The sequence below is a fragment of the Ideonella sp. FW305-24 genome, assembly GCF_058788035.1.
This window is the reverse complement of the sequence record NZ_JBYTAI010000013.1, coordinates 1-18,570: the sequence shown is the minus strand read 5'-3', so window position 1 is coordinate 18,570 and position 18,570 is coordinate 1. Positions and strand designations below refer to the sequence as shown.

Genomic DNA, 18,570 nt, shown 5'->3' with positions numbered 1-18,570 from the left:
GCCGCTCAGGCTGCTTGTGCCGCAGCCTCGTACAGGCCGATGTAGCGCTGCAGGCCCAGTTGCCGCACCAGTGCGTCGAACGGGGCAGTCGGCAGGCCAGGATACGGTTGCCAGTCGGAACCGGGCCGGATCGGCGAGCCCAGGTCCATGCCGCCGTGGCCGGCCTCGCCCCTGGCATAGAACTGGTGGGCGCGCAGCAGGTCGTCGTGCGGGGTCAAACCCAGGCCCTGACAGGCGCTGCGCAGCGTCGGCAAGGTCTGGTTGACAAGGTCTTCGTAGTGCAGCAGCGGCCGGCCGCTGGCCTTCAGCTGCTGGGCGCGCATGGCATAGAACAGCAGGAACTGCTCAAGTGGGTCGCTCATCGCGGCGAGCTGGCGCGAGAGCACCGGGTCCATCGCGTCGCACCAGGCGAGCAGCCGCGGCAGGCGCAATGTGCGCCAGTTGCGCAGGTGCTGCTGGTCGTTCGCATGCTTGCCGGCGTCGTAGGTCCACAGGGACACGAACATCGCGTACGGGTTGCGCACCAGGCTCACGCCGCGCCAGGCATGGCGTGGATGGAAGACGCCTTGCTTGAGCAGCAGGTGGGTGGCGCTGGCTTTCAGCGCCGGGCCGAGAAGGCGCTCGACCTCCACGCGCGGCACGCGGTTGGCCGGCCAGATGCGCAGCAGCTTGAACAGTGCGGTTTCGGCCGCGGTGTTGCCCACGCGCAGGTCGTGCACCACCTGCACTTGCGGGTGGACCGAGAAGGTGCGCAGGAACAGGGTTTCGCCGGACCGGGCCATCGAGCCCAGTTGCACCACGCGCAGGTCGTTGGCTGGCATGCGGGTTCGCCTCGGCTCAGCGGCGGGTGCCGGCCAGCGTGTGCATGAGTGGGTGCAGGGCTGGCGAGAAGTGGGTCTGGGCGCCGAGGCTGGCGTTCACGCTGGCGGCAAAGGCCGGGCCGGGCATCGGCTGGACGGCGGCCGGGGCCGGATCGGCCATGGCCGGTGCGGGCAGCGCGGGCACGTCGATTGGCGCGTCGGTCAGCCACTGGGCCATTCGGGTACCCCATTGGTGGCGGGCCAGCAGTTCGCTGTTCGGCCGGGCGGGTGGCGGCAGGCTGTCCAGCCAGCCGGCGGCGGCCACGCTTTCTGCGATGGCCGGGCGGTTGGCGTCGTAGCAGAGCACCTGTTCGGCCGGCAGCGCGGCTTCGGCCAGCGCGCTGTTGTCGTTGGTGATGATGCGGCAGCCCATCGCGGTGGTGGTGTAGACCCGGTCGTGCAGGCCGTGCTGCCAGTTCGGGTCGAAGTTCACCAGGCCGAGGTAGTGCGGCACCAGCTTGGCAATGTCGCCATGGCGGATCTGGCCGACGTGACGGAAGCCGGGCACCTCGCCCAGCAGCTGGTCCCAGCCGCTGCCGAAGAAGTCCACCTGCAGGCCGGTCATGCTGCGCACTGCGGCCAGGCGGCGCTCGCGCTTGAACCAGGAGTCCACCGCGATCGTCGCGGCCAGCTGCTCGTTGCCGGTCATCACCTCGGCCGGCGTCCAGCCCAGGCTGGCGGCCAGCGTGCGGGCGGGCATCGGGTGCGCATCTGGTGCGTTCAGCGCATCGGCGGTTTGCTGCAGGCGGCGGCTGTCCACCCGGCGGCCGAGCAGTCGCTGCAGCAAGGCGGGCAGGGTTTCGCCGGCCGGTGCGTTGCCGAGCTCGCCGCCAATCGTGCCGACCACGCAGAAGCGGCCTTGCGGCTCGGCCGGCGTGGCGTCTGCAGTGCCGGGCAGGGCCAGCTGCGGGAAGGCGGCAAACGGCAGGTAGCGCCAGGCCACCGGCAGCGTGCCGCCCAGCCAGTCGCGGTAGCCGGCTTCGGGCGAGATCAGCGAGAGGCGGGGCTGGCTGGCGGCGTCGGCCAGGAATTCCTTCATCACCGGCACGCGGGCCAGGTCGTAGAGCAGCGCGTCCAGCAGGTAGACCGAGACGGGCGAGCGGCCGAAGTGTTCCCACAGCGGGCGGCCGTCGATCTCTGTGGCCAGCGGCATCGGGCCCAGCGACAGCACACCCAGCATCTGCTGCGGCGGCACGGCGGCCAGCGCCTGCGCGTCGCCCGGCAGCGTGAAGACACGTGCGTTCAGGCCCTGGCAGACCAGTCCGGCCGCCATGCGCTCGGCCACGCTGGTCACGGCATTGTTCGGGTGTTCGAAGGCCAGCACGGCCATCACTTCTGCATGGGGCTGCATCACAGCACCTCCTCGGTCGGAATCGGGTGGGCGGCAGCTTCGGTGAACACCCAGCTGTCATCGGCAATGCCGCCGAAATCGGCCTGCATCGCGCGGGCCACGGTGCGCTCGCGCGGCGTGGTGGCGATCTTGCGCAGCGTCATCTTCATGAACGCCGCCTGTTCCTTGTTGCAAGGCTTGGTCTGCATGTCCAGCCACTGCGACTGGGCGACCTCGAAGCGGTGCTCGAACCAGCCCAGGTACCAGAACCAGTCGGTGTAGTAGAGCCAGGAGTTCTCGTTCAATGCGCGCAGGTGCGTGGGGTCCTGCCAGGCGGTGAGCGCCTTTTCGTAAGGCACCTCGATCTGGAATTCGCCGCCTTCCTTGAGCAGCGTCAGCGCGTTGCCCATCAGCATCGGCAGGTCGGGCACATGCTCCAGCACGTTGTTGGCGTAGAGCAGGTCCAGGCTGTCGGGGGCCAGCAGGATCTCGGTGCCGCGCTCGCCTTGCAGCGTCAGCGGGAAGCTCTGCGCCTGGCCCAGGTCCAGCACCAGGTCGGGCTGGGCGCGGGCCAGGATGTCGATGTTCAGCCAGCCGGGCTTGTAGTCCTTGCCCGAGCCGAGGTTCACGCGCGTGGGCTTCCATGGTTCGGCCGCGCGGGTCTTGCCCCAGGCCTGGAAGAAGCCGGCGGCAAAGGCCAGCAGGTCGGCATAGGCGTCGATGGTGTCGTGGCGCGCGAAGGCGGCCAGCCTGGCTTCAGCCTGCGCGAAGAAGACGGGCCTGGCGAACTGGTGCTGGAAGAAGTTTTCGAGTTCGCCCTCACGCAGCCAGAAGACCGACTCGTCGAAGGCGGCACTCGGCCGGGTCTGCGGGCCGCGTTCGGAGATGACGGGCGTGCCCAGCGACATCGCATGGAAGGCACGCGCCTGCTCGAAGCGGCTGCTTTCGTAGAAATGGCAGTTCAGCACCGCCTTGGCCTGGCGCACGAAATGGTCGCGCTCGGGGCCGTACAGCGGGTGGTCGAAGTTGGCGACGTTCCAGCCGCAGGCTTCCACCCGCTGGATGAAGGCCTGGCGGCGCGGGTTCATGCTGCCGAAGAACAGCAGGTCGATGGGGCGCTCTTGCAGCGGCAGTGCGGTGCCGTCGGCCAGGTAGGGCGCGTGGCCGAAGGGCACGATGGGCACGTCCTGCGGCTCGCTGCAGTAGCTGGCGACGTTGGCGGCGTCGTAGTCCACCACCGCGGCGCCGCGCAAGAGATTCAGGTAATCGTTGCTGACGCGTGCGCCACCGTCACCCAGCTGTTCCAGGTTGACGAACACGCAGGCGTGGCGGCGCTGCCAGTCGGCGGGAAAGCCCAGGTGGGCGCCGAAGACCAGGTTCACCGCGTCCTCGCGCAACCGGTTCTTGGCAATCGTCACCTCCGCGCCCATGCGCGTGAACTGGTGGCGGAAATAGCGCGCCTGGTCCAGGAAGCCCAGCGAATGGACATAGCCGGCCGGCTGGATGATGGCCAGGTGTACGGGGGGCAGTTGCATACGCAGGGTTCCTCGGCCGCCGGCGGCAACTGCCAGCGCTGAGGCGATGGTGCCTGCGCTCGCCGTGAACTAAAGCGCGATGAGACGGGCCAAGCGGCGCCTTATCGTCTTCAGGCTGCGGCGAGTGCCGTGGGCGACAAGCCTGCCTGCTGGCGGTCGAACATGCGCTGCAGCAGGGCTTCGTAGTCGCGGGCGTAGCGGTCGGTGTCGAACAGCGGCAGGGCCAGGCGATGTTCGTCCAGCTGGGCTTTCAGGCCTTGCAGCACCTGCGGCTCGTTGGCCAGCGCGGCGGCCAGGCCCACGTAGTCGGCCTCGCTGGCGCAGGCCAGGTCGGGCAGGCCGCAGGCGTGCACCAGGCTGGCGGCCACGCGCGAGGCGTAGGTCGGGCCCGGCACCGTCAGCACCGGCACGCCGGCCCACAAGGCCTCGCTGGCGGTGGTGTGGGCGTTGCAGGGCCAGGTGTCGAGGAACAGGTCGGCCTGGCGCAAGCGGGCAATGTGTTCGCCCAGGTGCAGCTTGGGCGCCCAGAAGATGCGGCCGGCCGGCACGCCGCGGGCTTCCAGCTCGCGCTGCAGGTTGGCCTGGCCGTGCGGGTTCCAGGCCAGCATCCACAGCACCGCCCGGGGGGCCTGCGCGAGGATCGCGGCCCACAGGTCCAGCATGTGCGGCGACATTTTGTAGACCTGGTTGAAGCAGCACAGCACGACCGCGTCTTCCGGCAGGCCCAGGCTGGCGCGGCTGGGGGCTGGCGGCAGCGGGCGCTGGCGGTCGTTGGGCTGGTAGCTGTTGGGCAGCTGGGCGATGTGTTCGCTGTAGTTCGCGGCGTGCGAGAGCGGCGTCACCACCGGGTCGCCAATCATGTAGTCGATGTAGTCGGCGCCGGTCGTGGCCGGGTAGCCGAGGTAGGCCACCTGCACCGGCGCCGGCCGCTGGGCCAGCAGCTCGAAGCGGCTGCCGCGGGTGTGGCCCTTGAGGTCGACGGCAATGTCGATCGCGTCGTCGCGCATGCGCTGCGCGATGGCCGTGTGGGTCAGGTGCGTCACGTCCACGAAATGCTCGCAGGCCGCGCGCACCCGGCGCATCACGGCGCTGCCATCGTTGATGCTGTGCGAGTAGAGCGTGACTTCGAAGCGGCTGCTGTCGCGGCGCTCCAGCAGCTCGGCCATCAGCACCGAGGTGGCATGCTGGTGGAAGTCGGAAGACAGGTAGCCGACGCGGATGCGCCCGGGCCGACGCGGGCCGACCGGTGCGGGCAGTGGCTTGAGCTCGCGCGACAAGCCCTTGGCGCGGATCTCGCCAATGCGGCGTTGCTGGGCCGGCGTGGCGTCCACCGCCAGCAGTGCAAACGGCGAGAGCAGCTGGCCGGTCTTGGCGTCGGCCTGGTCAATCGCCTGCAGCAGCTCGGCGGTGTCCTGGTCGACCAGGCGCCAGTCGCAGGTCTGCCGGCCTTCGTGCACCAGCAGTGACAGGGCGAGCGCGCGGGTGCTGTCGCTGTCCAGCGAGACGGCGGTGCGGAAGCATTCGGCGGCCTCGCGTGTCAGGCCCAGGTCCTTGAAGCACAGGCCCAGGCGGTAGTGGGTCAGCGCATCGTCGATCTTCAGCGCCAGGGCCTGGAAAAACGCGCTGACGGCGTCCTGCAGCCGCTGGCTCTGGAACAGCGCATTGCCCTGGGCCTGGTACCACTCGAAGTCGCGCGCGGCCTGGGCCGGGTAGGCATCGAACACCTGCGCGGCTTCGGCAAAGCGGTGCTGGCGCACCAGGCACTCGGCGAGCAGGCGGCAGGCCAGCGGGTCCTCGGGCATCAGCGCCTGCGCCTGGCGGCTGGCGTCGATGGCAGCGTCCAGCGCTCCGCCGGCCAGTTGCGCGCGGGCCAGGTTCAGCCACATCAGCCGGTCAGAGGGCGCAAGACGCGCGCCGTGGCCGAACTCGGCGATGGCGCGGTCCCAGGCGCGGTTTTTCAAGGCTTGCAGCCCCGCTTGCCAATGGCGTTCGAGGGCATTGGGGAGGGCGGTGGCATGGCGGCTCATCCTTGCCACTGTGGCAGCGCTGGCGCGGCGGCAGGCGCGGATAAGCAGGCCCGCAGCCGGCCAGTTCCCTGCTATTCGACCCGCAGCCGGTCCAGCGCCGGGTCGGACGGCGGGTAGCGCAGCTTGAGCCGCTGCAACTGGTCCTTCAGCACCGTGGCAATCATCAGGTTGCGGTGGGTCTTGGAGTCTGCCGGCACGATGGTCCACGGTGCCCAGGGGGTCGCGGTGGCGGCAATGGCCCGCTGGTAGGCCTGCTGGTAGGCGTCCCACTGCTTGCGCACGGTGAGGTCGTCGGACTGGAATTTCCAGCGCTTGGTCGGGTCGTCCAGCCGGTCCTGCAGGCGCTGGCGCTGCTCCTTGTTGGAGATGTGCAGCATGAACTTGACGATCACGGTGCCGGTTTCGCTCAGCAGGCGCTCGAAGTCGTTGATCTGGGCGTAGCGCTGCGAGGTCTGCTTGAGGCTCAGCTGGCCATTGACGACCGGCACCAGCACGTCTTCATAGTGGCTGCGGTTGAAGACGGTGATCTCGCCGGCTGCGGGCAACTGCTGGTGGATGCGCCAGAGGAAGTCATGCGCGCGCTCCGGTTCGGTCGGCGCCTTCCAGCCCACGGTGCGCACGCCCAGCGGGCTCATGCGGCCGAACACGCCGCGCAGCGTGCCGTCCTTGCCGCTGGTGTCCAGTCCTTGCAGCACGACCAGCAGCTTGAAGCGGCGGTCGGCGAAGAAGAGGTTCTGCAGGGTGTCGAGCTCCAGCGCCAGCGCGTCGACCGCGGCCTTGTCATCGGCCTTGTCGCCGCCGGAGAAGGGCTTGGCGGCGGTGTCGATGGCCGCAAGCTTGAATTCGCGGTTGGGCTTGGCGAACTGGTGGTTGGCCAGCAGCTGTTTCAGGGGGGTTTGGCGGGCAGGCATGCCGCCATGATGACAGGCGGAAGCTGGTCGACCCCGGCTTCAGCCTGCGTCAGCCAGGGCGCGGCAGGAGGCGGCTTCGGCCGGGCGGTCCATCAAGTCGTACAGCAGTGCCAGGTTGTTGGCCGCCAGCACGCTGCCGCGGCCGGCCACCGCGCCTTCCAGCTCCGGCCGCTCGCCCAGGTGCAGGCAGCGCTGCCAGGCCTGTTCGATGATCGGCAGCAGGTGTTCGGCGCGGTGGGGTTCGTCGGCGGCCCAGTCCAGCAGCAGGTCGCCCAAGGCAAAGAAGAAGTCGGGTGATTCGGCCCAGGCCACCAGCGCTTCCTCGGCCCATTGCAAGGCCTGGGCGTGGCGGCCACAGCGCTTCCAGGCGTGCAGGCGGCGGATCACCAGGTCGTGCAGCCAGGCCGGACGGCCGCGGCCGGCGCTGAGGGTCAGTGCCTCGGCGCGGTCGAAGGCGGCCACGGCGTCTGCGTAACGCTCGTACACGTCGTGGTCCTTGCCCAGCTGGTACCAGAGGTAGGCATCGGCTGGCTGTTCGCGCAAATCTGCCAGCAGCAGCCTGGCATTGCGGCCGGCCTTGGCGGCCAGTGCGGCCGGCGCGTAGCCGCTGTGACCCACGGCCACCGGCAGGCGCTGCACATCCAGTTGGTGCTGCGGCTGTTCATGGACCCGGCCGGCGTAGCGCACATGGCCTGGCAGCACGCGGCTGAGCCAACTGGGCGCGGTGCTGGCCTGCGGGCCTTCGCCCTGGCGACTGTCCACCCGCACGGCGCCAACAAAAGTGGGTGCAAACTCACGCAGAGAAGCAAGCGCAGGGCCGCCCTCGGCAATCCATTCGTCGGCGTCCAGCACCAGGTGCCAGTCCGCGCCGGCGAGGGCGAGCGCGGCATTGCGCGCCGCGGCAAAGTCATGGGTCCACTGGAAATGGGCCACGCGCGCGCCTGCGGCGCGTGCGAGGGCCACGGTGTTGTCGGTGGAGCCGGTGTCCAGCACCAGCGCTTCGTCCACCCAGGGCAGGGCACTGGCCAGCGCCCTGCCGAGCTGCTGCGACTCGTTGCGCACGATCATCACCAGCGCCACCCGGAAGCGCTGGGCGCCGGGCGGTGGGTCTTGCGGGCGGGGAGGCGGGGGCTTGGCCGTCATTTTGGAAACTTTAGGACTGCAGGGTGTCTTCAATCGGTCGATAAGCAGGGTGGGCGGCGGCCATTTGGTCGGCAAGACGACCGGCTGCCACCCAGGCCGCAAAGCGCGTCCGGTTGATCGAAGGAAAAGCGGGAAAAAAAACCCTCAAGTCCGGCGATCAAGGTTCCGAAATCCAGGGTACGGCCCCAACAAACTGAAGCGGGGGCGCAACCCCAGGGCCATTCCGGTCCTTGTTATCAAGCCCCGTGCAGGAGTTATCCCAATGTCTTCCACCATCAACACCAACGTTGCTTCGCTGAACGCACAGCGCAACCTGTCGGCCTCGCAATCGTCGTTGTCCACTTCGATGCAACGCCTGTCTTCCGGCTTGCGCATCAATTCAGCCAAGGACGACGCTGCCGGCCTGTCGATCGCCGAACGCATGAATGCGCAGGTCAGGGGCATGAACGTGGCCATCCGCAATGCCAACGACGGCATCTCGATGGCGCAGACCGCTGAAGGCGCGCTGGCCAAGGTGGGCGACTCGCTGCAGCGCATGCGTGAACTGGCGGTCCAGGCCCGCAACTCGACCAACACCAGCTCCGACAAGGACTCGCTGAACAAGGAGTTTGGCCAGCTGCAGAGCGAAATCAACCGCGTGATGGGCGGCACCAGCTTCAACGGCAAGCACATGCTGGGCGCCGATGCGACCGCCATGACCTTCCAGATCGGTGCCAACACCACCAACGACGACGTGATCAATGTCAGCACCACCAACATGGTGACCAACAGCGACATGCAGGCGGTGACCGGCTCCTCGGCGAGCATCGACGCCTCGGCCACCTCGGGCGCCATCGCCTCGGTGATCGACGACATCGACACCGCCCTGGACACGGTCAACAACCAGCGCGCGACCTTCGGTGCGACGCAAAGCCGCTTCGACGCCGTGATCTCCCAGCTGCAGCAGGGCGTGGAGGCGCAGAGCGCCGCCCGCGGCCGCATCATGGACGCCGACTTCGCGACCGAAACCGCCAACATGAGCCGCGCCCAGATCCTGCAGCAGGCAGGCACTGCGATGGTCGCCCAGGCGAACCAGCTGCCCCAGCAAGTGCTGTCGCTGCTTCGATGACGCCAAGGCGGCCCAGCAAGGGTCGCAGGTTGAACCGGTTCTTTCCGAACCGGCCTGAGCCCACTGAATTCCCGAACCGGCGTTGCCAGGACGCTGCTTCGGGGTGCAGGCGCAGATAGTCCTAAAGGTTCCAAAAGTCGCATCCGATATCCCACTCACAGGACGCAAACAACGGTGTCCTGTAGGTCCGGTGAGATGGCCAAGGGTCAGGCAAATGAGTAGTTGCCCGACCGGAGGAGCACCCGGCGCTTAGGCGAAAGACGAACCGCCGGTGCTTTAACCGGAAGACTTTTGGAACCCATTCTGGAGTAACTATCATGGCTCAAACCATCAATACCAACGTTGCCTCGCTGAACGCTCAACGCAACCTGGCTTCTTCGCAATCGTCGCTGTCCACCTCGATGCAGCGCCTGTCTTCGGGCATGCGCATCAACTCGGCCAAGGACGACGCCGCTGGCCTGTCGATCGCCGAACGGATGAATTCGCAGGTTCGCGGCATGAACGTCGCGATCCGCAATGCCAACGACGGCATTTCGCTGGCGCAGACCGCTGAAGGTGCACTGGCCAAGGTGGGCGACTCGCTGCAACGCATGCGTGAACTGGCAGTGCAGGCACGCAACGCCACCAACACCAGCTCCGACAAGGATTCGCTGAACAAGGAATTCGGCCAGCTGCAGGAAGAAATCACCCGTGTGATGGGGGGTACCTCCTTCAACGGCAAGCACATGCTGGGCGCCGATGCGACCGCCATGACCTTCCAGATCGGCGCGAACACCAGCGCGGACGACACCATCACCGTGAACACCACCAACATGGTGACGAACACGGACATGATCGCTGTCACCGGCTCGTCGGCTGCCATCGATGCAAGCGCCACCTCGGGTGCCCTGGCGACGGTGATCGACAACATCGACACCGCCATCAACACGGTGAACGACCAGCGCGCCACCTTCGGTGCCACGCAAAGCCGCTTCGACGCGGTGATCGCCAACCTGCAGCAAGGCGTGGAATCGCAAAGCGCAGCCCGCGGCCGCATCATGGACGCTGACTTCGCGACGGAAACCGCGAACATGAGCCGCGCCCAGATCCTGCAGCAGGCCGGCACCGCGATGGTCGCCCAGGCCAACCAGCTGCCGCAGCAGGTCCTGCGTCTGCTGCAGTAAACAAAGGGCTGAGGAAGCCGGCGACACGGGGGCGACCCCGGCCTCGCTGGCCTCCTTCTGAACATTGGCTCCCCATCCGCACCCGGCTTTTGGCCGGGTTCGGCATCCCGGCGAAAGCCAGGATGGAAGAAGACCCGATTCGGCTTGCATTTCGCGGCTTTGCAGATCGGGCACTGCTTTGAGAATCACACCTAACGCATCGCCCTTGCTCGGGCGGCGTGGTCCGGAAGCACTGACGAGTCCGGTGCCGTGTCAATCCGACGCGGCGCTTTTCGACGGTGATCGAGTGCCGGGCTGTAGGGCCCGCGGCGGTTTCAAACCCGCAGCGGTTCATGCAAGCCGGCACGTTCGCCGGGTGTGGTTGATTCTTGAGGAGTGCTCACATGCCGCAGACCATTAACACGAACATCGCTTCGCTCAACGCGCAGCGAAACCTGAACATGTCGCAGTCGTCGTTGCAGACGTCGATGCAGCGACTGTCGTCCGGCATGCGTGTCAATTCCGCCAAGGATGACGCTGCAGGCCTGGCGATTGCAGAACGCATGAACTCGCAGGTGCGCGGCATGAACGTTGCGATCCGCAACGCGAATGACGGCATCTCGCTCTCGCAGACCGCGGAAGGCGCTTTGTCCAAGGTGGGCGACGCGTTGCAGCGCATGCGGGAACTGGCTGTCCAGGCACGAAACTCGACGAACTCGAGTTCCGACAAGGATTCGCTGAACAAGGAATTCACCCAGCTGCAGTCGGAAATCAACCGCGTGCTGGGTGGCACGACCTTCAACGGCAAGCACATCCTGGGCGCCGATGCGACGACGCTGACCTTCCAGATCGGCGCCAACACGACGACCGACGACGTGATCGACGTGGCGACGACCAACATGGCGACGTCCAGCGACATCACCACGGTCACCTCGACCAGCGCGGTGATCGATGCTGCGGCGACGTCAGGCGCGATTGCCGATGTGATCAACAACATCGACGCGGCCATCGACACGGTCAACAACACCCGTGCGACCTTCGGTGCGACCCAGAGCCGCTTCGACGCGATCATCTCCAACCTGCAGCAATCGGTCGAGAACCAGGCCGCCGCGCGCAGCCGGATCATGGACGCCGACTACGCGCAGGAAACCGCCAACATGAGCCGCGCGCAGATCCTGCAGCAGGCCGGCACGGCGATGGTGGCCCAGGCCAACCAGCTGCCGCAGTCGGTGCTGAAGCTGCTGGGCTGATCTCCGGCCGGGGGCCGCGCAAACGCGGCGCGACGCCGGCTTTCTTTCCGGTGCGCAGCCCCTCAAGTTCGTGGTGCTCGCGCCGACATTGTTGTCACAGAACCGGTGATTCCTCGCCGGACAGAAGGACGGGCCGACCATGACCAGCAGCACTCTTTCCTCGATGGGCGTTGGCTCCGGGCTGGACGTCACTTCCATCATCAAGTCGCTGATGGCGGTCGAGCACAGGCCGGTTGACCTGCTGGCCACCGAGCAGACGACGCTCAGCACCACGCTGTCCTCGATGGGCAAGATGCAGAGCTATGCCTCGACCATGGGCGACAAGGCCCAGGCGCTGGCCGACCTCAGCCTGTGGTCGAAGAAGAGTTTCACTTCCAGCGACAGCACGGCCGTTGCCGGCTCGGCCGAAGATGGCACAGCCGCTGGCAGCTATTCCGTCTCCGTGCAGGCCCTGGCCTCGTCCCAGACGCTCACCTCGGGCGCGTTTTCGTCTTCCAGCGCAACGCTGAGCGAAGGCACGTTGACGATCGAACTGGGCACCTGGGGCAGCGGCAGTCCTGCGAGTGGCTTCACTGCCAAGGATGGCAGCAGCGCGCTGAACATCACCATCGGCCCGGACGACACCAGCCTGACGTCCGTTCGGGACAAGATCAACGCGGCGGGTGCCGGCGTCACGGCCAGCATCGTCACTGACGCCAACGGCTCGCGCCTGTCGCTGCGCTCCACTGCCACCGGCGCCGAGAACGGCTTCCGCATCACGGCAAGCGAAACCAGTGACGATGGCGATGCCGGCACCGGTCTGTCGGCACTGGCTTATGACGCCACCGCTTCCAGCAACACGATGACGCGCAACCTGGCGGCCGGCAATGCCAAAGCCACGGTCAACGGCATCCAGGTCGAGTCCAGCACCAACACCTTCAGCACCGTGGCCGAAGGCGTGACCTTCACCGTGGGCAAAGTGACGGGTGACGCGACCACCGAGATCACCATCACCGACAACACCGACGCGGTGACCACCGGCATCAAGGATTTCGTCAAGGCCTTCAATGACTTGGCCAGCTACATCAAGGACCAGACCAAGTACGACGAAACGGCCAAGAAGGGCGCGCCGCTGCAGGGTGACCGCACCGCCATCGGCTTCCAGTGGCAGATGCGCGGCATCATCAACGACGGCACCAAGGCCTCGTCTTCGCTGTCGCACCTGTCCGACATCGGCATCTCCATGGCCGCGGACGGCACCCTGAAGCTGGACAGCGCGAAGCTTGAAACTGCGATGAAGAATCCGGCCGAGGTGCGCAAGGCGCTGGCCACCGACGGCGCCGATGCCGATAGCTCCGGCTTCATGGATCGCTTCCGCGACCTTGCCGACGCCGCCACCGCTTCGGACGGCAGCCTGCAGACCCGGCAGGATGCGCTGAACGCCGCGATCAAACGCAACCAGTCGCAGCAGGACTCGATGGAGGCCCGTTTGGTCGGCGTCCAGGCCCGCTACGAGGCCCAGTACCAGGCGCTGGACACGCAGATGGCGTCGCTCAACGCCTTGTCGTCCTATGTCACCCAGCAGATGGCGGCCTTGTCGTCGTCGTCCTGAGCGCCGGAAAGATAGGTACTTTCCCTAGATTCATGTCATCGAAGGCGCCTGCGGGCGCCTTTTTTCATGGGCTTTCCAGGGCCGTTCCACAGAGGGAAAAGCCCCTGGATCTGTCTTGAAACTGTCCGGAAACCCGGGGTGATACGGGAGATCGGTCCGCCTCAAGTGCCCGCACGGGGCACCGATAAACAACACAAGCGGAACAACAAACGGACTTCACAAAATGTTCACCCCCAGCTTCTCCTACGCGCTCGGCCAAGCCGGTGCCATGGCCCACGCCTACCGCCGCGTGAGTGTCGAGACCAGCATCGTCGATGCTTCGCCGCACAAACTGGTGGAGATGTTGTTCGACGGCTTCATGGAATCCGTCAGCCAGGCCCGCGGCTACATGCGCTCTGGCGAGATCGAGTCCAAGGGCAAGGCCATCAGCCGTGCCGCCCGCATCGTCGAAGAAGGGCTGAAGGCCGGCCTAAACCTGAAGGATGGCGGCCGCCTGGCGCTGGACCTGCAGTCGCTCTACGCCTACCTGACCATGCGCCTGACGCTGGCCAACATCCGCAACGACGAAAAGATCCTCGATGAGTGCGCCTCGCTCGTCGATCCCCTGCGCCAAGCCTGGAAGGCCATTGGCCCTCAGGTCCACCAAGGCCTGAACTGAGCCGTGCGTTTTGACACGCCGAGACCCGACACGACATGCCGGAACACTGAAATGAGCACCAACTTGCTGAACTTTTACGAGGCGATCGAACGCGCCAGCGCCGACATGGTCGAAGCCGCCCGCGTTGGCAACTGGGATGAAGTCGTCAAGCTCGAAGGCGCTTGCGCCGTCCTGATTGCCCAGTTGAAGAACGCTGCCCACTCCGAATCGCTGCAGGCCGAGGAAAGCAAGGTCAAGTCGCGCATCATGCAGCGCATCTTGCTGAACGATGCCGAGATCCGCCATCTGGCCGAGCCCTGGCTGGACGACCTCGACCAGATGATGACCGGCCGCAGCAAGACGCTGCACTGAGCGGCTGTCCTCAGCCCCACGCGCTCATCGCCTCCGGACTGGATTCACCGATGTTTTCCGACACCCGCCCGGCCCCGATCAACCCGCATGCGGGTTCATCGATGCAGGAGTTCCGCATTGACGAGCCGCACGAGATCCGCGCACTGCTCAAGGCGCTGATGGACCGCAGCGTGGTGATCAACCTCAGCGGGTCCGACGGCACGGCCTACCAGACCACGCTGTGGAGCATCGACGCGACGCAGGGCAAGCTGGCCTTCAGCGTGGACCTGATGTCGCCCGCCGCGCAGCGCCTGGTCGAGGCCGAAGAGGCCTCGGCCGTCGGCTATCTGGACCAGATCAAGCTGCAGTTCGACGTGACCGACCGGTTGCTGGTGCATGGCAAGAACGCCTGCGTGCTGCAGACCAGCATGCCGCGCGAACTCTTCCGCTTCCAGCGCCGCTCAGCCTACCGCGTGCGCACGCTGGAACGCACCTCGCCGACGGCGAGCTTTCGCCACCCGCAGATCCCCGACATGCGGCTCGAGCTGCGTGTGCTGGACGTCAGTGCTGGCGGTTGCGCGCTGTTCCTGCCGGAAAACGTGCCCCCGGTCGAGCCTGGCGTGGTCATCCACGGCACCCGGCTCTCGCTGGACGGCGACACCGAATTCCAGACCAGCCTGATGGTCCACCACGTCACCTCCATCCAGCCGCAAGCCAAGGGCGTGCGCCTGGGCTGCGAACTGACCCGGCTGGACGCCAACGCGACCCGCGCGCTTCAGCGGTATATCGACAACACCCAGAAGCGCCGACGCATGCTGTCGCTGGACTGAGGCCCTTCGGCCCGGCCTCAGCACCAGTCGCGCAGCGACGCCACCACGCGCCCGAGCACCGTCACGGCGGGCGTGGCCTCCAGGTCCAGGTCGAAGGCGGGATACGCCGGGTTGGCGCTGCTCACCCGGATCAAGCCGTCCGGCAGCCGCTGGCACAACCTCACCAGCGTTTCCGGGCCTTGCACCAGCGCGTACATGAAGCCGCTGCGCGGCACGGTGTCCTTCAGATGGATCACCACCAGGTCGCCGCTTCGCAGGGCCGGCTCCATGGCATTGCCATCCACCCTGACCACGCAAAGGGCCTCCGGCTTCAGCTCCCGTGCCGCCAGCCAGTCCTCTGGCAGCCGCAGCGCATGGCCTGGCCCGTAGCGGGCCGTCGGCTCGTTCACGCCATCCACCCTGTGCCAGCCGATGGCCGGGGCTTGGTCCGCGCGCTGCATCGGCGATTCACCCGTCAACAGCCAGACGGGATTGATGCCATACGCCGCGTGCAGCCCGGCCAGGAACTCGGCGCTGGGCAGGCGCCTGCCTGAGAGATATGCCCGCACCGTGCTGAACGGAACACCGGCCCGGCTGGCGAACCGCGCCTGATCCACGCCCGCCTCGGCCATCGCCGAGCGCAGCCGCGCCGTGACCGCAGCGACGTCAAGTGCCGGCGCCTGACGGGAAGACGCGGCATCCGCGCTGGGCACGAAAGACTTGGAAGGCATGAGGGGTGGCGGAATTGATAGCGATTCGCTACGAATTCTCCCCCAGTTCACCCCTGTGCCCGGGTGAGCTTCGCCGTGACGAACCTGTGCCCTTGCGCTTTTCATCCCCATGCCAGAGGACAGGATGCTCTTGTGGATGTCCTTTATGGAGCTTTATCATTGATCCAAAACGAGCATCAAACTCAGGGGAATTGATCAATGAGGTCTCGAAAAGAGCAATGTCCTCCGCTTCTGACGCCGGAAGAGGTCAAGACCCGGTTGAAGCAGGAGGGCATGACACTGAAGCAGTGGGCAGAACTCAACGACTTTCGCTATCAGGCCGTGAGCCAGGTGCTCCGTGGCGTGAACCGTGCCACTTTCGGAGATGGCCATCGCATTGCCAAGGCGCTGGGGCTCAAATGACCGCGGCGCCCACCCCCTGGACCGCCGGCGACATGCGGCCCCGCCGGCTGTACCTGTCCATCTGCCATGCCTATGAGCGCCTGGGCCCTCATGCCCGCAGCGCGCTGCGCCAGGCTGTGGGCCCGGAAAGCTCGCTGCCGAATGTGATGGCGGCCGCCCAGCTCATCGTGGGCACCACCGATGCCGATGACCTCGCGCTGGTCGTGGCGCGGCTCATCAGCATGAGCAACGAAAACGCCGCCAGCGTGGGCCTGCATTGGCCACAGCCGTCCGGCGGTCCGGAAGACCCGTGATGAAAACTGCTTCGTCAAATGCCTCACCAGATACCCCATTTTGGGGATGGGCGACCCACCCCTTCCTCACCTAATCTCCAACGCGCAAAAAACACGGAGGGTGGAATGTCCAGAAAGATCAAATGCCTGATGGCATTGGCAGGCGCATTGCTGCTGCACGGGGTGCATGCGGATGAGTATGACGAAGAATACAAACGCGTTGGTTCGGCCAGAACCATCACGGCGTATGGCTCAGACCTGTTTGGTGACAAGGTTAACATCTACAACGGCAGCCTGGAGTTTGTTCAGCAGGACGTTTCATTGCCTGGAAACAGCGCGCTACCTGTAGCTGCAGGGCGGCGGCGGACGCTCGGTGAGCGCCTGGGGACTGCCGCCGATAATCCCACTGGCGCATTCTATGATTGGCAGTTGGAGATTCCGCATGTTCACGGGACATTTGCCGCTCACAATGGAGGGTGGGTAACGCCTGCAGAGCCGGGTGCGCCTGATGGAACCAATCAACGTTGCACTAAATTTGGTGCCCCGCACGCAGGTTCTGATAATAGCGGAGATTATTCAGCAGAGAGCACGTCATTCTGGCACGGTACTTTTTTCTATCTTCCAGGAAAGGGTGATCAGGAAATTGTCAAGCGTTCCGCTGTCAATTCTTCGGCTCCCGGAGGAAATGCCGGCGCCTATCCCCTCGTTACGCATGATGGATATCAGGTTGGCTGTATTACACTTGCGCAGGGGGAAGGGTTTTTGGTGGTTGCGCCGGACGGTACAAAGTATCGGTTTGACCGCATGCAAAAATGGTATGCGGGTCCGTACGCCATCACGCCTGGCGACCCTTCATTTGCGGCGCGTCAACGCAAGAATGCCACCCCCACGGGTGCCAACTCGCCATCGGTGGTGTTGGCGGAATACTGGATGGTTCCAAGCGTGGTCACGGATCGTTTTGGCAACACGGTAACGTACAACTGGGATCCGGCCGATACAAGAAAGTTATTGTCCATCGTGTCAAGTGATGGTCGGCATCTCGATTTTAGTTATTCAAATTCGCTCGCCGTTAGCCAAGTCACAGATGGCGCTCGCACATGGAAGTATGGGTATGTCAATGGACGTTTGACATCCGTCACGCTGCCTGATAATTCAGCTTGGGCGCTTGATTTTGCCGGAAACTTGCAAGGCGTTTCATATGTTGGCACTCCCAACTGTGAGTCCGTCGTTGCGCCCTCTGGTGGCGGTACCGTGACCATGACCCATCCATCGGGCGCAGTTGGCAAGTTCCAAATCGCAGCTGCTCAGCATGGTCGTTCTCATGTTCCGAAGATCTGCCTATCCCGAGGCGGCTCTCCAACAGCGACTTATGCGGTATATCCGCGCATCTTTGCCAACCTTGCGCTGAAGGCCAAAACCCTATCCGGGCCAGGTCTGCCCAGCATGACTTGGACGCACAGCTATCCGACAGCGGTTGGTACTTGGTCAGACTGCACCACAGGCTGTGGTGACACCAAAGTTGTCACGGTCACCGACAGCGAAGGCAAGGTGGTCAAACACACCTTCGGTACCGTCTGGATGGCCAATGACGGGCAGTTGCAGAAGGTGGAAGAGGGCAATGCCAATGGCACGCTCCGCACGACGGTTTATACCTACGCGGCATCGGCCGATGGCGGTGGCCAGCCATTTCCTTCTCTTGTGGGCAGCAGCGACGCAGAAGGCGATCATTTCAGTACGGAACAACTCACCCCCCAACGCTCAAAAACCATCACCCAGCAAGGCGCCACCTTCCAGTGGTACGCCAACAGCTTCGACAGCTTTGCGCGCCCGGCAAGCGTGACCAAGGCGAGCAGCCTGAATACCGCTTACACACGCACTGAGTTGCTGAGCTACACCGACATTCTCGACAAATGGGTGATCGGATTGCCCAACCGTGTCAAGGAGGCTGCTTCGGGCGTCGCCTTCGTGGGTTATGACTACGACACGCTGGGCCGGCTGACCAGCGACTATAAATTTGGCTCCTTCCAGCACATTCGCACCTACAACACCGACGGCACGCTGGCCACCATCACCGATGGTGCGGGCGATCCGCACAAGATAGCCCTGAGCAGCTGGAAGCGCGGCATTCCGCAGACCATTGCTTACCCCACCGGCCACACCAAAACCGCCGTCGTCAACGACTACGGCCGCATCACTTCGCTGACAGACGAGGCGGGCGCCACCACCGGCTATGCCTATGACGCGCTGGGCCGGCTCAAGACCATCACCTACCCGACTGGCGATGCCGTGGCCTACAACGCCACCGATGTCACCTTCGCGCCCATCACGGGTGCCCCGCCCTACGGCTTGGCCGCAGGAACCTGGAAGCAAACGCTGACGACGGGCAACCTGCTCGAAGAAAACTACTTCGACGCGCTGTGGCGCCCGGTGATCTCCCACCGCAAGGACACCGGCACCGGCAAGGAACGCTT

Annotated in this window: 17 protein-coding genes; 10 read left to right on the top strand and 7 right to left on the bottom strand. The window is 65.5% G+C overall.

Annotation, left to right across the window (positions count from 1 at the left end):
• Positions 1–5: 5 nt before the first annotated feature.
• The 6 genes from AC3WR5_RS26085 to AC3WR5_RS26060 form a co-directional block, all read right to left on the bottom strand.
• Positions 6–821 carry a hypothetical protein gene (locus AC3WR5_RS26085; RefSeq protein ID WP_492488251.1) on the bottom strand — a complete coding sequence of 272 codons (816 nt, stop codon included), beginning with the start codon at positions 819–821 and terminating at the stop codon, positions 6–8.
• Positions 822–837: 16 nt separating this feature from the next.
• Positions 838–2,211, bottom strand: coding sequence for a glycosyltransferase family protein (locus AC3WR5_RS26080; protein WP_492488249.1), 1,374 nt, complete (start codon positions 2,209–2,211; stop codon positions 838–840).
• Entirely contained in the window at positions 2,211–3,725 is a 1,515-nt protein-coding gene (locus AC3WR5_RS26075; RefSeq protein WP_492488247.1) for a class I SAM-dependent methyltransferase, read from the bottom strand. Before AC3WR5_RS26075 ends, AC3WR5_RS26080 begins: the two co-directional genes overlap by 1 nt.
• 110 nt (positions 3,726–3,835) lie before the next feature.
• Positions 3,836–5,752, bottom strand: a complete 1,917-nt coding sequence (locus AC3WR5_RS26070; RefSeq protein WP_492488245.1) for an O-linked N-acetylglucosamine transferase, SPINDLY family protein — start codon at positions 5,750–5,752, stop codon at positions 3,836–3,838.
• Between the two features lie 71 nt (positions 5,753–5,823).
• Complete coding sequence (locus tag AC3WR5_RS26065; RefSeq protein ID WP_492488244.1) at positions 5,824–6,663, bottom strand: PPK2 family polyphosphate kinase; 840 nt, start codon at positions 6,661–6,663, stop codon at positions 5,824–5,826.
• Between the two features lie 39 nt (positions 6,664–6,702).
• A complete protein-coding gene (locus tag AC3WR5_RS26060) occupies positions 6,703–7,806 on the bottom strand; it encodes a glycosyltransferase (RefSeq protein WP_492488242.1) in 1,104 nt (367 codons plus the stop codon).
• Positions 7,807–8,068: 262 nt separating this feature from the next.
• Here AC3WR5_RS26060 and AC3WR5_RS26055 point away from each other — a divergent pair, with 262 nt between their 5' ends.
• From AC3WR5_RS26055 to AC3WR5_RS26025, 7 genes are all read left to right on the top strand, one after another.
• Entirely contained in the window at positions 8,069–8,914 is an 846-nt protein-coding gene (locus AC3WR5_RS26055) for a flagellin domain-containing protein (protein WP_141285051.1), read from the top strand.
• Positions 8,915–9,231: 317 nt separating this feature from the next.
• Positions 9,232–10,077, top strand: a complete 846-nt coding sequence (locus AC3WR5_RS26050; RefSeq protein ID WP_141285053.1) for a flagellin domain-containing protein — start codon at positions 9,232–9,234, stop codon at positions 10,075–10,077.
• A gap of 383 nt (positions 10,078–10,460) precedes the next feature.
• Positions 10,461–11,306 (top strand): flagellin domain-containing protein, encoded by an 846-nt coding sequence (locus AC3WR5_RS26045; protein WP_141285055.1) that lies wholly within the window; start codon positions 10,461–10,463, stop codon positions 11,304–11,306.
• Between the two features lie 139 nt (positions 11,307–11,445).
• Positions 11,446–12,897, top strand: a complete 1,452-nt coding sequence (fliD, locus tag AC3WR5_RS26040) for a flagellar filament capping protein FliD (protein WP_492488239.1) — start codon at positions 11,446–11,448, stop codon at positions 12,895–12,897.
• 223 nt (positions 12,898–13,120) lie between these two features.
• The gene (gene fliS / locus AC3WR5_RS26035) at positions 13,121–13,555 is read left to right on the top strand and encodes a flagellar export chaperone FliS (RefSeq protein WP_141285059.1); all 435 of its coding nucleotides are present in this window, start codon (positions 13,121–13,123) and stop codon (positions 13,553–13,555) included.
• Positions 13,556–13,606: 51 nt separating this feature from the next.
• Positions 13,607–13,906 (top strand): flagellar protein FliT, encoded by a 300-nt coding sequence (locus AC3WR5_RS26030; RefSeq protein WP_141285061.1) that lies wholly within the window; start codon positions 13,607–13,609, stop codon positions 13,904–13,906.
• 50 nt (positions 13,907–13,956) lie between these two features.
• Positions 13,957–14,715, top strand: a complete 759-nt coding sequence (locus tag AC3WR5_RS26025; protein ID WP_141285063.1) for a flagellar brake protein — start codon at positions 13,957–13,959, stop codon at positions 14,713–14,715.
• Positions 14,716–14,732: 17 nt separating this feature from the next.
• On the opposite strand, the gene AC3WR5_RS26020 is transcribed toward AC3WR5_RS26025, so the two are convergent.
• Positions 14,733–15,425, bottom strand: coding sequence for an XRE family transcriptional regulator (locus tag AC3WR5_RS26020; RefSeq protein WP_492488236.1), 693 nt, complete (start codon positions 15,423–15,425; stop codon positions 14,733–14,735).
• 273 nt (positions 15,426–15,698) lie between these two features.
• Here AC3WR5_RS26020 and AC3WR5_RS26015 point away from each other — a divergent pair, with 273 nt between their 5' ends.
• From AC3WR5_RS26015 to AC3WR5_RS26005, 3 genes are all read left to right on the top strand, one after another.
• Positions 15,699–15,827, top strand: a complete 129-nt coding sequence (locus AC3WR5_RS26015) for a helix-turn-helix domain-containing protein (RefSeq protein WP_231011867.1) — start codon at positions 15,699–15,701, stop codon at positions 15,825–15,827.
• Complete coding sequence (locus AC3WR5_RS26010; protein ID WP_492488235.1) at positions 15,824–16,120, top strand: hypothetical protein; 297 nt, start codon at positions 15,824–15,826, stop codon at positions 16,118–16,120. The genes AC3WR5_RS26015 and AC3WR5_RS26010 overlap by 4 nt, the downstream gene beginning before the upstream one ends.
• A 105-nt stretch (positions 16,121–16,225) precedes the next feature.
• Positions 16,226–18,570: RHS repeat protein (locus AC3WR5_RS26005; protein ID WP_492488233.1), on the top strand; the 2,345-nt coding region annotated here is incomplete at its 3' end.